At 66.1% G+C, this 12,807-nt stretch carries 10 protein-coding genes, 2 pseudogenes and 2 riboswitches; of the genes and pseudogenes, 6 read left to right on the forward strand and 6 right to left on the reverse strand.

What is annotated here, in order from left to right; all coding sequences use genetic code 11:
- Positions 1-42: 42 nt before the first annotated feature.
- A complete protein-coding gene (locus tag AB4Y40_RS24195; RefSeq protein WP_368689949.1) occupies positions 43-852 on the reverse strand; it encodes a DUF2182 domain-containing protein in 810 nt (269 codons plus the stop codon).
- 8 nt (positions 853-860) lie between these two features.
- Complete coding sequence (locus tag AB4Y40_RS24200; protein WP_342919839.1) at positions 861-1,625, reverse strand: DUF899 domain-containing protein; 765 nt, start codon at positions 1,623-1,625, stop codon at positions 861-863.
- A 149-nt stretch (positions 1,626-1,774) separates the two neighbouring features.
- On the opposite strand from AB4Y40_RS24200, the gene AB4Y40_RS24205 reads away from it, so the two are divergent.
- The gene (locus AB4Y40_RS24205) at positions 1,775-2,995 is read left to right on the forward strand and encodes a helix-turn-helix domain-containing protein (RefSeq protein WP_368690166.1); all 1,221 of its coding nucleotides are present in this window, start codon (positions 1,775-1,777) and stop codon (positions 2,993-2,995) included.
- 35 nt (positions 2,996-3,030) lie between these two features.
- Complete coding sequence (locus AB4Y40_RS24210; RefSeq protein ID WP_368689950.1) at positions 3,031-3,672, forward strand: glutamine cyclotransferase; 642 nt, start codon at positions 3,031-3,033, stop codon at positions 3,670-3,672.
- Between the two features lie 48 nt (positions 3,673-3,720).
- Here the strand turns inward: AB4Y40_RS24210 and AB4Y40_RS24215 are convergent, their stop codons facing one another.
- The gene (locus AB4Y40_RS24215) at positions 3,721-5,652 is read right to left on the reverse strand and encodes a TonB-dependent receptor (protein ID WP_368689951.1); all 1,932 of its coding nucleotides are present in this window, start codon (positions 5,650-5,652) and stop codon (positions 3,721-3,723) included.
- 104 nt (positions 5,653-5,756) lie between these two features.
- Positions 5,757-5,939, reverse strand: a riboswitch (cobalamin riboswitch).
- Between the two features lie 90 nt (positions 5,940-6,029).
- A riboswitch (cobalamin riboswitch) is annotated at positions 6,030-6,164 on the forward strand.
- A 246-nt stretch (positions 6,165-6,410) separates the two neighbouring features.
- On the opposite strand from AB4Y40_RS24215, the gene AB4Y40_RS24220 reads away from it, so the two are divergent.
- A complete protein-coding gene (locus AB4Y40_RS24220) occupies positions 6,411-7,505 on the forward strand; it encodes a porin (RefSeq protein ID WP_368689952.1) in 1,095 nt (364 codons plus the stop codon).
- 60 nt (positions 7,506-7,565) lie between these two features.
- Here AB4Y40_RS24220 and AB4Y40_RS24225 read toward each other — a convergent pair.
- The 3 genes and pseudogenes from AB4Y40_RS24225 to AB4Y40_RS24235 all read right to left on the reverse strand — a co-directional run.
- Positions 7,566-8,123 (reverse strand): annotated as a pseudogene (locus AB4Y40_RS24225) (autotransporter-associated beta strand repeat-containing protein); the annotation flags it as partial.
- Positions 8,096-8,281 carry a hypothetical protein gene (locus AB4Y40_RS24230; RefSeq protein ID WP_368689953.1) on the reverse strand — a complete coding sequence of 62 codons (186 nt, stop codon included), beginning with the start codon at positions 8,279-8,281 and terminating at the stop codon, positions 8,096-8,098. The gene AB4Y40_RS24230 and the pseudogene AB4Y40_RS24225, both read right to left, overlap by 28 nt.
- 159 nt (positions 8,282-8,440) lie before the next feature.
- A complete protein-coding gene (locus tag AB4Y40_RS24235; RefSeq protein WP_368689954.1) occupies positions 8,441-10,024 on the reverse strand; it encodes an MFS transporter in 1,584 nt (527 codons plus the stop codon).
- A 317-nt stretch (positions 10,025-10,341) separates the two neighbouring features.
- On the opposite strand from AB4Y40_RS24235, the pseudogene AB4Y40_RS24240 reads away from it, so the two are divergent.
- The 3 genes and pseudogenes from AB4Y40_RS24240 to AB4Y40_RS24250 form a co-directional block, all read left to right on the forward strand.
- Positions 10,342-10,698: pseudogene (locus AB4Y40_RS24240) on the forward strand (DUF305 domain-containing protein); the annotation flags it as partial.
- A gap of 71 nt (positions 10,699-10,769) precedes the next feature.
- A complete protein-coding gene (locus AB4Y40_RS24245) occupies positions 10,770-12,245 on the forward strand; it encodes a YncE family protein (RefSeq protein WP_368689955.1) in 1,476 nt (491 codons plus the stop codon).
- 163 nt (positions 12,246-12,408) lie between these two features.
- Positions 12,409-12,801: a hypothetical protein gene (locus tag AB4Y40_RS24250; RefSeq protein WP_368689956.1), complete on the forward strand. Its 393-nt coding sequence runs from the start codon at positions 12,409-12,411 to the stop codon at positions 12,799-12,801.
- Positions 12,802-12,807: the final 6 nt, after the last annotated feature.

The following is a 12,807-nucleotide window of genomic DNA, read 5'->3' on the forward strand; positions in this document are numbered from 1 at the left end:
AGCGTTTTATCGCCGTTTCGCGAGTGCGGAACGGCGATTTTTTTATGCAGCCAACGCCCGCACCAGCATCACCAGGCCCGCCGCAATCGCAGCCGCGCCAATCCCGCGTGCGACTCTTGTGCCGCCCGGCATCCACCGCTCCGCCGCGATCGCCGCCGCGACCAGCGCCATCGCAGGCCGATCCATCACGCCCGCCGCAAGCAGCGCCGCCATCAAATTTCCGCAGCAGTACAGGCAATGCCGGCCGAGCTTCAGGCCGTGACGCAGCGCAGCCTGCATATCGAACCGCGCATGCCCGCACGACGGCACGTTCCCGCAGCACGCAAGCCACCGCGCTTTCCACGCGGAGAACTGCAGCACGCCCGCCATCACGACGACCACACCGGCCAGGGCCGGCGCACTATGCGCTAGCGCTGGCGCCTCGACGGCCAGCGCGGTGAGTCGCGCCCCCGCCGCGAACACGAGCCCCCCGACTACGAGCCACACGAAGAAGTAACCCGCACCGGCCATCACCGTCATCCCACCCGCACGCGCCGCGCGTGCGTCGCCCAGCGCCTCGAAATACCGCCACAAAGCGGGCGCGACCGCGGGCAACATCATTGCGACCATCATCACATTCCACATGCCGGCAAACGATACGGCGGCGTCGAACCACGTGCGTCCGCATATGGGCGTCCAGAGCGTGGACATCGTCCAGCCGCCAGGCATCGGCGTGCCGCCCATCGCCTGCATCGAAGCGCACCAGACGAACGTTGCCGCCGCGCTCGCCGCGCAGACCAGCGACGCAACGCCGAAGAAAATCGCGCGCGGTGTACCGCCGCGCAGCCGTACCGTCATGCCGACGTTATCCATGATGCGCCTCAGCTCTCTGCGTACTCGTCATGCCGGTGCCACCAGATGCCGGCCTCGTTGCGTCCCTTCGGCGCGCGGTCGAGCCACTGGTACATGCCCCACACGCCATCGAGGCCGCGCGCATAGGTCGAGTACGTGTGATAGACCACGCCGTCCTCGAGCACGAACGCGCTCAGGCCCGGACGGTCGCGCGTGTAGGTCGCCGCGTCGGTGCCGCAGCTCGCCGCGAACTCGGCAACGGGCGCGGGCGGCGGATTCATGTCCATGGCGTGGCCGCTGCGCGCATAGTTGTATTCGATGTCGCCCGCGCGCTGCTGCGCGGTGGTGAACGCCACGTTGAAATCGAAGTTGAAGTCGTTGCCGCTCGACGAGGCCCACGGGAAATGCCATCCCATGCGCTTGCGGTAGCTGAGCAGCTTCGCGAGCGGCGCGCGCGAGACCGCCATGAGCCGCACGTCGTGATTCGCGAGATGCACGGCGATGCCTTCGAAGCCATCCGCAATCGACGAGCACGACGGACAGCCCGCCGCGTAATCCGGTCCGAACATGAAGTGATAAACGAGCAGTTGCGAGCGCCCCTTGAAGAGATCGGCGAGCGTGGCGCCGCCCTCTTCGGTTTCGAAGCGATACGTCTTGTCGACGCGCACCCACGGCAACGCCTGGCGTTGCTGCGCCAGTGCGTCGCCGCGGCGCGTGTGTTCTTTCTCGGCGGCCAGCAGTTCGATGCGCGCCGCAAGCCAGTCTTCGCGCGTTCCTGTGGTATGGGTTGCCATTGCCTGGTCCTCCTATGGATTCACTATGATGGCGGCGCGCTGTGCGCATGGCCATGCCGTTCGATCGATGATTCGTTTGATCGCCGTGTTAGATTAGGTCCGGACCGAGGAGGAGGGGGAGTGACAAGTGTGGCGGGATTCCCATGACCATGGATTCGCTGATCACGGCGGCGGCGCGCGCGCTCGCGGCCGGTGATCCGCTCGGCGCGCTGAACCGGGTCGCGTTGCGCGACGACGCGCCCGCGCTCGCGCTGCGCGGCATCGCCATGGCGCAGCTCGGCGACTTCGCGCGCGCCAAAGCGCTGCTGCGCAGCGCGGCGCGCGGCTTCGGCTCGCGCGAGGCCGTGGCGCGTGCGCGCTGTGTCGTCGCCGAGGCCGAAATCGCGCTCGCCTCACGCGACCTCGGCTGGCCGACCGATACGCTCGCTGCGGCGCGGCAAACGCTCGAGGCCCATGGCGACCGTCTCAATGCCGCGCACGCACGCTACCTGGAAATACGCCGGTTGCTGCTCATCGGCCGCCTCGACGAGGCCGGCGGCATGCTTGCCGAAGCCGATCCCGCGCCGCTGCCGCCTGCGTTGCGTGCGGCGCACGAGCTGATCGCCGCCGGCATTGCCATGCGGCGCATTCAGACGCAGGCGGCGCGGCGCGCGCTCTCCGCGGCCGCGCGCGCCGCGCGTGAGGCGGGCATCGCGGCGCTGAGCGCCGAGATCGAGAGCGCCGCGCTGCTGTTGACCTCGCCGGCGGCGCGCCTCATCGCGCGCGGTGAAGAGCGGGTGCTGCTGCTGGAAGACGTCGAGGCGCTGCTCGCCTCGAAGGCGCTCGTCGTGGACGCGTGCCGCTACGTCGCGCGCGAGGGCCCGACCGTCATCGAACTCGCAAGACGGCCCGTGCTGTTCGTGCTCGCCCGCGCGCTCGCCGAGGCGTGGCCCGCCGACGTGCCGCGCGACGCGCTCATCGCCCGCGCCTTTCGCACGAAGCACGCCGACGAAACGCATCGCGCCCGCCTGCGCGTGGAAATCGGCCGCTTGCGCACGCTGATGCGCGACGTGGCGGAGATCGGCGCGACCCAGCAGGGCTTCGCGCTGGCGCCGCGCCACGCGAGCGAAGTGGTGGTGCTGGCACGGCCCGTGGAAGAAAAGCACGCCGCCGTGCTGGCCTTTCTCGCCGATGGTGAATCGTGGTCGAGTTCGGCGCTGGCGCTGGCGCTTGGCGCGAGCCAGCGCACCGTGCAGCGCGCGCTCGATTCGCTCGCCGCGGCGGACAAGGTGCAGTCGTTCGGCTACGGCCGCGCGCGCCGCTGGACCACGCCGCCCGTCCCCGGATTCGCGACGACCTTGTTACTCCCCGCGCCGCTGCCAGGCGACTAGGATGAACGCCTGTCCCGTCATTCAAGGAGGAAACCATGAAACGAACGACTGCCGAAATCGTCCGCGAGTACGGCCCTTTTCCCGGCATCGAGAAGGTGGGCGGCGTCTCGTACGACGGCAAGCAGGTGTGGTTCGCCGTGGGCGAGCGCATCGCGTCGCTCGATCCGCAGAGCGGCCAGACACAGCGCTCGATCGACATTGCGGCACACGCGGGCACGGCGTTCGACGGCCGGCATCTGTTTCAGATCGCCGAGGACCGCATCCACAAGATCGACCCTGAAACGGGCCGCGTGCTTGCCACGATTCCCGCGCCTGGAGGCGGCGGCGACTCGGGACTCGCGTGGGCAGACGGCACGCTCTGGGTCGGGGTGTATCGCGAGCGCAAGATCCATCAGGTCGATCCGCAGACGGGCGCGATCCTGCGCACGCTCGAATCGAGCCGCTTCGTCACGGGCGTGACGTGGGTGGATGGCGAGCTGTGGCACGGCACCTGGGAAGGCGACGAGAGCGACTTGCGGCGCATCGATCCGGGCACGGGCGAAGTGCTGGAACAGCTCGACATGCCGCCGGGGACCGCCGTTTCGGGGCTGGAGTCCGATGGCGGCGAGCAGTTTTTCTGCGGCGGCGGCAACAGCGGGAAGATTCGCGCGGTGCGGCGGCCGAAGCGCGAGGGCTAGGCGAGCGGGCGCGCGAAACGCTTGAACGCACCCGCTCGCACGCAACGCTCAGAACGTATAGGTCACCTTGCCAAACGCCGTGCGCCCCAGCGTGTTGTACCCGTATGCGGTCACGTACTGCCGGTTGAACACGTTCGCCAGCGTGGCCGAAAGCGCGAGATGCGCATTGACCTTGTACGACGCGCGCAGGCTCACCGTGGTCCACGAAGGCAGGTAGATCGTGTTGAGCTGGTCGTCGAACGTCGAGCCGTTATACAGCAGCGAAACGCCGGTACTGAGGGCGTGGAGCTGGAACTCGTCCCACGTGTGATCCACGCTCAGGCTCGCCGTCTGGCGCGGGCGGCGATTGAGCCAGGTCTGGTCGGTCACGTCCTGCGGATTCAGGATCCCCACCGCGAGGCTCACCGGCGTGGACTTGCCGAGCGTGCCCTTGTACGAGAGGTCGAGCCCCTGAATGTGCGCGCGGCCCACGTTCACGGGCAGGAAGGTCTGCGAGTTGTACGTGATGAGGTCGTGCACCCGCGTGTCGTACACGGCCGCCGTGAACGTGCCGATCGACGTGGTGGCGTCGAGCGCGGCTTCGACCGAATCGCTGCGTTCGGGCAGCAGGTTGGGATTCGAGTAGCCCGGATAGTAGAGGTCGTTGAAGGTCGGCAGGCGGAACGCGTTGCCGTACGAAACGCGCGCGGTGTAGACCGGCGTGATCGCCCACGACAGTGCGACGTTGCCCGTATTCACCGATTGCCCCTGCACGATCTCGTGCCGCCCCGCCAGAAACAGCGTGACGGGTCCGAGCGTGGTGGACTGATGCATCGACACGGCCGAATCGTTGCGCGCCGGCAGGCCGCCCGGCACATCCACCGGCAGGAACGCCATCTCGCGCGTGTAGTCGTAGGCGAGCTTGGTCTCGCCGTCGAGCGGCATGCCGAAGAGCGTGTGGCCTCTTTCCTGATGCGTGATCGACGTGGAGGTGGAAAAGCGCGTCGAGTCGATCTCGTCGGTCGGGATCGTCGGGTCGTTCGAATAGAGGAACTGACGGTCCGTCGCGTAGCCCACCGACTGGTCGAACTGCGTGGTCGGCGTGATGTCGAGGTGGAACGCGAGGCCGGTCGTGAGCTGGTTGTCGCGCTGGCGGTCGTTGCCCCCCGCGTTGTCGAACGAGAGATCGGAGCGGTGGTAGAGCGCGAAGGTCGAGATCGACCAGTTGTCGTGCGCGTAGCCAAGGCGCGCGTCCAGGTTCTGCGCGTGGTACGGGTTGCGGCCGTCTTCGTGGCCGTAGGCCCAGGGCTGGGTCGCGTCGATGCCCGCCGTGTTGTAGTCGTGCAGGCCCAGCGAGTAGGTGAGGCCGCTCAGTGCGGAAAGCGGCCCGGTCGAGCCGATCGTGCCCGAGGTGCGCACCTGCGTGTCGAAGGTCTTGTTCGAGCCGCCGCCGAACGAGACGGTGGTCTGGTTCGGCTGGTTCGACGCATGACGCGTGAAGAGCTGCACGACGCCGCCCACGGCATCCGCGCCGAACGAGGAGGCTGCGGGGCCCGAGATCACTTCGACGCGGTCGAACGAGGCGGTCGCCAGATCGGCCCATTCGGCCGTGCCCGTGGTGACGGAGCCTATGCGTATGCCGTCGATGAACACGGCCACCTGGTCGGCCGACGACCCGCGGATGCTCACCCCCGTGTACGACCCCGGCCCGCCGGTCTGCGAGACGGTGACGCCGGGCAGCGTGGCGAGCGCCTGCGCGATGCTGGGGTCGGCGGGGGAGACGCGGTCGAGGTCCTCGCGCGTGAGCACCTGGGTGCTCGCGTAGCGCTGGTCGAACGATTGCGGCAGATGCTGCGCGTCGCCCACGACGAGGATATTGGGCAGCGTGGTGCCGTCGCCGGCTTGCTGCTGTGTCTGGGTCGGCGATGCGTCGGCGGCATGCGCGGTTTGCCACGCACAGGCGAGCGCGGCGGAAGTCAATACGAATTGGCGAAACTTCATGATGCGGTGGCTGGAAACAGCTCCTGAAAAACGGGCTGTCCGTGCAACGGGCGATCGCCGCGTGGGCGGTGCTTTTGCGCATTGGGGATCCCCGCCCGCTGCGGCTGCTGGACTCGGCTGATGGCAGGTCTCCTGGCTCGCGGGTCGACGTCCGTTGCCGGCCTTCCCGGTTTCCCAGTGGCACGCTCTGGCATGGACTCGCCGCTAACAGTTGCGGGGGCAGCCGCAGTCTTGCACTGCGTTCCCTTTTGATCCCGTCGCCGGGAACCATCAGCGCGCAAGGGTAATGGCCGCGCATTCGCCGCGTCAACCTTTGACGTGTGTCGTGTGGCGAAAACACCCGGTTTGGCCGCTCCCGCAACTTACGCTATCCTTGCAGCTGTTTTTCGCGCGTAGGCGCTGCACGAGCGAAACGCAGCAGGGAAGCCGGTGAGAATCCGGCGCGGTCGCGCCACTGTGACTGGCTGTCAATCGAGCCAGAAGTCAGACCTCGCTACGTTTATTTCACGACTCATTCCCGGGCGCGTAACCCAAGGAGCCGTCAATGCACACCCTCCCACCTTGGAAAAGCGGGCCAATCCGGCCACCACCACCGGCCCTGATGCGGCGTAGACCGCTCACGGGCCACCAGGCGTTCGCTGTTCAAAAGCACGCTGGATATTGACGGATTAACGACGACGTCGGGGCACCTCGCCGCACCAAGCGAGGGCTGACGGCGCTCGTCCATGCATTCTTTACAAGCACAAACAAGAAGACTCATGAACAAGCACATTCTGGCCGCCCTCGGCGGGGCGGCGTTGGCATTCACAGGCGCTGGCGCCTCGGCGCAGCAGGTCACGTTGTACGGTGAGATCGACGCTAGCGTCGACTATGTCAGCGACGTTGCGGGCCGCAGCCAGTATCGCGCAGGCTCGGGCCTGATCGACGGCAGTTTTTGGGGCCTGCAGGGCAGCGAGGATCTCGGCGGCGGCAACGCCGCGATCTTTCGCCTCGAGCGCGGTTTCTCGGTCACCTCCGGCGAAGCCTTCAACGACCATCCGTTCTACGTTGGTCTGCAATCCGAACGATTTGGCACGATCACGCTGGGCCGCCAGTACGACACGATGCACGACTACTTCGCCCCGTTCACGCTGACGGGCGGCGCGGGCGGCACGGCATTCGGCCATCCGTTCGACAACGACAACGCCAACAATTCCTGGCTCGCCTCGAATGCGGTGAAGTTCGCGAGCGCCACATACGGCGGTTTCAGCGCCGGCGCGATGTACGCGTTTTCGAACGCGGCGGGGCGCTTCGCGCAAAACCGCGCCTACGGCTTCGGCGCGCATTACGAGGGCGGCCCGTTCAGCGCCGGCGTGGCTTGGATGCACATCGACGGACGCGGTGCCTCTTCGGTGGGTGCGTACGACACGTCGGTGCTGCCGGGTGCGGGCCTCGTGCCGACCGAGGTCGCGGTGCAGCGCGAAGACACCATTGGCGCGGGCATGAGCTACGCGCTCGGCGACGTGACGCTCGGCGCGGCCTGGTCACGTTCCATTCATACGAGTGTGAGCGAGGCCGATGGCGGCGTGCCGCTGCCGTCGATCGCCTTCAGCAACTACGAAGTGAATGCGCTGTGGCAGGTGACGCCCGCGTTCTCGCTGGCGGGCATGTATGCCTATACGGGCGCGACCTCCGCACATTGGCATCAAGGTGCGCTGCAGGCCGACTATCAGCTGTCGAAACGCACGGACGTGTATACGGAGGCGGTCTATCAGCGCGCGTCGTCCGGTGCGTTTGCGATGATCAACACCTGCGACCCGTCGGCCGGCCGCAACCAGGTGCTCGTGGCGGCGGGCATCCGGCATCGCTTCTGATTCACACGCAAAACGGCCCCGAACCATCGCGATTCGGGGCCGCTTTGCTGAGTGACTACATCACGAAGCCGAGAGCTTCACCGAAACGCCGGTCGAAGAATAAACGGGCGTGGCCTTGAAACCATCCACCGTGACCGTTGCGAATTTCACCGATGCGCCGCTGCCGTCGATCACGTCGATCGAGTCGCCCGCTTTCGGCGTATAGCCGTTCACGAACTTCACATGCAGCGTGCCGCCCGCCACCGTGAGCTGGACGCCCACGCGCAGGCGTCCGCCGCCGTTGCCGTCGATGTCGAGTTCGAGCGTCGTGCCGTTGAGCTGCGTGTACTTGCCCGCCACCGTCAACGGTGCGCTCGTCGCCACGGCCACGCCGCCGCCGGACCCAACGTACACGTCGCCGTTGCCGAAGGCCGTGGTCGACGCCGCCGCGAGCACGCCGCCGCTCACCTGCGAGCCGCCCGTGTAGCTGTTGTTCCCCGCGAGCGTGAGTGTGCCGCTGCCCTGCAGCGTGAGCTTGCCCGAGCCGGCGATGTCGTTGCGCCAGGTGTCGGCGGCGTTGAAGCCACCCTGGGTCGCGTCCATGGCCACGATCACGTTGCCGCTGAACGCGCCATAACCGGTGCGTTGTCCACGGAGCCGAGGTCGGCAGGCGGCGCGGGAATGGCGGCAGTGGTGGCGGGATCGCTATTGCCGCCTCCGCAGGCGGTCAGCGCGGCAACGCTGGTGAGCACTGCCAGGTAGACCGGCAGTGCAATTCGATGGCGTGAAGCGGGCATGCTGAGGGCTCCGTCGTCGTGATTGATGCTGTGTGATTATTTGTGACTGACGGCGGCGAATTATGCTTACCGTCGATTACTCCCTAATTACTAATTTATTACGCAGATGTTAAACGGTAGTGGAAATGAAGTACCGGTGAAATATTTTGCGTCGTTCATTTACGGCTGCGCCTCGAGATAACCGACCTGCACGGGCGGCACGAACCACGCGAGACACAGGCCGGCCAGCGCAGCCACGGCGGCGACGATGAGGCCCATGTGGATCGAGTCCACGAGCGCGCTGCGCGCCGAATTCATCATCGCATCGCCGGCATGGCCGGCGCTCACGAGACGGCTGATCAGCGCGGCCTGGTCGGCGCGGTCCACGAGCAGTTCGGGACTCGCAAACGACTTGAACCACTGCGTCGCCTGATACGAGTCGAGCGAGCGATTCACGCCCATGGTGTAAACATGTCCGAGCAGTGCGCCGGTCATCGCCGTGCCCAGCATGCCGCCGAACGTGCGCAGCGATTGCAGCATCGCCGTGGCGGCGCCGAGATGGTCGCGCGAGACGATCTGCTGCGAGCAGACCGTGAGGCTCGTGCCCACGAGGCCCAGCCCCAGGCCGCTCGCGCCCATGCACGCCATCCACACGAGATGCGGCTCGTTGCCTCGCAGCACGACCACCGCGAGGCTCGCGAAAGCGGACAACGCGAAGCCGACGTAGAGGATCGCGTTGGCGCGCCGGATGCGCGTGACCACGCGATTGTTCACGAAACTGCCGACCGTCGTGCCGAGCAGCAGCGGCGTGATCAGCATGCCCGAGGCGCGCGGCGACATCGCATAGCCGCCCTGGAACAGCAGCGGCACATAGAACACGAGCGAGAACAACGCAAACCCGCCCAGCACCGACATCGCGAAGAGCGGACCGAGCTTGCGGTCGAGCAGCATGTCCACGGGGATGATCGGATAGCCCATGCGTTTTTCCCAGAAGAAAAGCGTCAGCGAACACACCAGCACGATCACCGCGAGCACGATCGTCGAAGTCGTCCAGCCCTGCCTCGGCAAAAGCTCGATGGCGAGCTGCAGCGCGCCGAACGTGACGGCGACGACGCACGCGCCGAGCCAGTCGAGACGCAGCCGCGCGCCTTCGCGGGCATGGTGCAGATGCGGCAGGAAAGCATTCACGAAGAAGAGCGCTACCACGCCCACCGGCACGTTGACGAAGAAGACGAGGCGCCAGCTGCCGTGCTGTGTCAGCATGCCCCCGAGCGTTGGCCCGACCACGTTCGCCAGGCCAAACGCTGAGGAGACGAACACCAGCCAGCGCAGGCGCAGCCGCGGATCGGGGAACAGGTCGGCGACGGTCGCGAATACCGTCCCCATCATGATGCCGCCGCCGATGCCCTGCAGGCCGCGCGCGAGCACGAGAAACAGCATGTTGGTCGCGATCCCGCAGAGTACCGAGGCGAGGGTGAAGAGGAGGATCGCTGCGAGCATGAAGGGTTTACGGCCGAACAGATCGCCCAGACGCCCGAAGATCGGAATCGTGATGACCGACGCAAGCATGTAGGCCGTCGCGACCCATGCATAAAGCTCGAAGCCCTTGAGCTCCGCGACGATGCGGGGCAATGCGGTGCCGACGATGGTCTGGTCGAGCGCGATCAGCATCGAAACCGACGCGACGCCGAGCATCGCCAATACCGACTCGCGAAACGGCAACAGCTGCCGCGCTTGATCGTGAAGCCCAATGCTCGTGGCCATGTAGCGCTCCTCACCGCGGCGACGCGGCTAATCTGCTATGCGGTGCCCGGCAAAAGATCAATCGGTCGGGCCCGCGCGTGCGACCTTCATGCGCTGTGCAATGATGGTACGCCCGCTTACGCGAATGTCACGGGGCGAACGCGCTATCAAGGAAGTTATTCCACCCGGCCCGCGCGAGGCTCGTGAGTCGGGAAGCGTTTGCCAACGTTTCGCGGTTCGTCGATCCGCACTTCAATTTCGCCAGGCATGGAGTAAATCGGCGAGTCCGTTGTTTGCCTTCTCGTCGAACGGGATTCGACCGATACGGAGGGGACGTCATGAACGCTGCAATTCGACTCGTTTTGCGGGCAACGGTGAGCGGTGCGGCCGTGCTTTCCCTGGCCGGTCTATGCGCCGCGTCGTCGGGTGACGCGGGATCGTCTCGCGATAGTGAAGAAGGCTCGTTTCTCTCTGAAAACGACGCCGCCATGACGAAGATGATGGCGGGGATGGCGGCCAGGCCCACGGGCGACATCGACCGCGATTTCGTCGCAACAATGATTCCCCATCACCAGGGTGCCATCGATATGGCCATGGCGGAACTGCGGCATGGACACAACGAACAGTTACGCCGGATCGCCCAGGCGATCGTGGTCGAGCAACAGCAGGAGATCGTTGCCATGCGCCTCGCGGTGCATGACGCGAACCCGGCGCCGGCGCCGATGTCGCACTGACCCACTCGCATCAAAACGCAGGAGACAACGTCATGAAAACCAACGCCATGCTTGGCGCGGCCCTGACCGCCGTCGCGCTTGCCGCCGCCACGCTCGCCGAGGCGGGGCAGGTCCCCGGTTCGCTCGCGGCCGCCGATATTCCGGTGAGCCATCGGGACCGCGTTTATTCGTCTGATCAGTTTTCGAACACCGTGTCGATCATCGACCCCGCGGCCAATCGTCTGGTCGGTGTCATCCGCCTCGGTGAACCGACTCCGGCCAACTTCAGCCCGCTCTATCACGGTCAGTTGCTCGTGCACGGGATGGGCTTTTCTCCCGATCACCGCATGCTGGCCATTGTCTCCATCGGCTCGAACTCGGTGAGCTTCATCGATACGCAAACCAATGCGGTCAAGCACGTGACCTATGTGGGCCGCTCCCCGCACGAGGCCTTCTTCACACCCGACGGCAAGGAGGTGTGGGTGACCGTGCGCGGTGAGAATTACGTCGATGTGCTCGACGGCAAGACCTTCGAAGAGAAGACGCGCATTGTCGTGCCAGCCGGGCCGGGCATGCAGATCTTCTCGCCCGATGGAAAGTACGGGTATATCTGCTCGTCGTTCAACCCGGAAACCGATGTCGTTTCGGTAGCCGATCACAAGGTCGTGGCCCGCGTCACACAGGCGAGCCCGTTCTGCCCGAACATCGCGGCGACGCCGGATGGCCGGCAGGTCTGGTTCACGTTGAAGGATGTGGGCAAGACGCAGGTGTTCGACGCCCGCCCGCCGTTTGCGCTGCTGAAAACGCTCGATACGGGGCCGATCACCAATCATGTGAACATCGTGCAGAACGCCCACGGCATGTTTGCGTACGTGACGGTGGGCGGCCTGAACCAGATCAAGGTGTTCCGTACCGACGACTTCTCGCAGGTGGCGACCATTGCGGTTGGCAGCCTGCCGCACGGCATCTGGCCGTCGGGCGACGGCACGCGTGTCTACGTGGGCCTCGAAAACGGCGATGCGCTGACGGCAATCGACACGCTGACCAACCAGGTCGTCGCCACGGTGCCGGTCGGCCAGGCGCCGCAAGCCGTGGCGTACGTGCCGGACGCCGTGCCGGAAGGCGACGGTACGGCCAACACGCAGCCGCTCGGCGCGGCGGGCGAGGCCACGCACGTCATGCTGGTTCCGGTGGGTGACGCCGCGGCCGATCGTGGCGCTGCGCCCACTTCGGTGGCGTTGTTCGATCAGGGATTGCTGCAGGTGCTGCAGGCTGCGGTGACGGGATTGCAGGCGGGCCAGCCGTATTTCCTCGGACTTTCGGACCACGCCGACGGCAGTGGCCGCATCGACGTCCTCGCGAGCTTCAAGGCCAACCCGGCCGGCTCCGCGATCGTCAACACGCTGGGGCAGATTCGACAGGTCGTCGTGCCCGGCACGCCGGGCGTGTCCGATCACCGACGATATCTCGTGATCGCGCCGAGCGTGGGCGGCGCGCCCGGACCGGCAGTGCAGGTGCAGGCCTTGTGAAGATCCCAGGAATCGTCTTCTTCATTTCGAATTCCTTAGTAAGGACTTACGGCTCGCGGGCGACACTGTTTGTTTGCCCACGTACGGAAGCGCCCCACGCTTGACGCCTGCTTCTGCGGGACGCTAACTGACGGTGATCGGTACCCGAAAGCGAGGTGACGCAATGAGCGCTTCCCGCAATCTGGCTAACAGCCAGCTTACCGTCCTGCTCCTGATCCTTCTGGTGCATGGCACGGCCAATGCCGCCGGCGATCGCGCGGCGCCCACCGCCTCACCTGGTTTCGAACCGAGCGAGCTTTCGACGGACTGCGTCGACCGGGAATATCGCGGGAAAAATGCCAGACTGGGACTCGACTACATCGACCTGATCAACAACTGCGGCGCATCGGTCATCATCACGTGGCAGTCGTTCAACAACGGCGCGCCGCAAACGGAAGGCGGGGGAATGGGGCAATCGGAATGCATACCGCCCGGCGGTTCCATCACCACCGCGTCGCGCGAGCGGCTCGGCACGGCGAGTGAGAACCTGCCCGTTAGCGTCGTGACCTGCCAGTGATGGCAG

Source organism: Paraburkholderia sp. EG287B (assembly GCF_040965595.1).
In the GTDB taxonomy this organism is placed as follows: Bacteria; Pseudomonadota; Gammaproteobacteria; order Burkholderiales; family Burkholderiaceae; genus Paraburkholderia.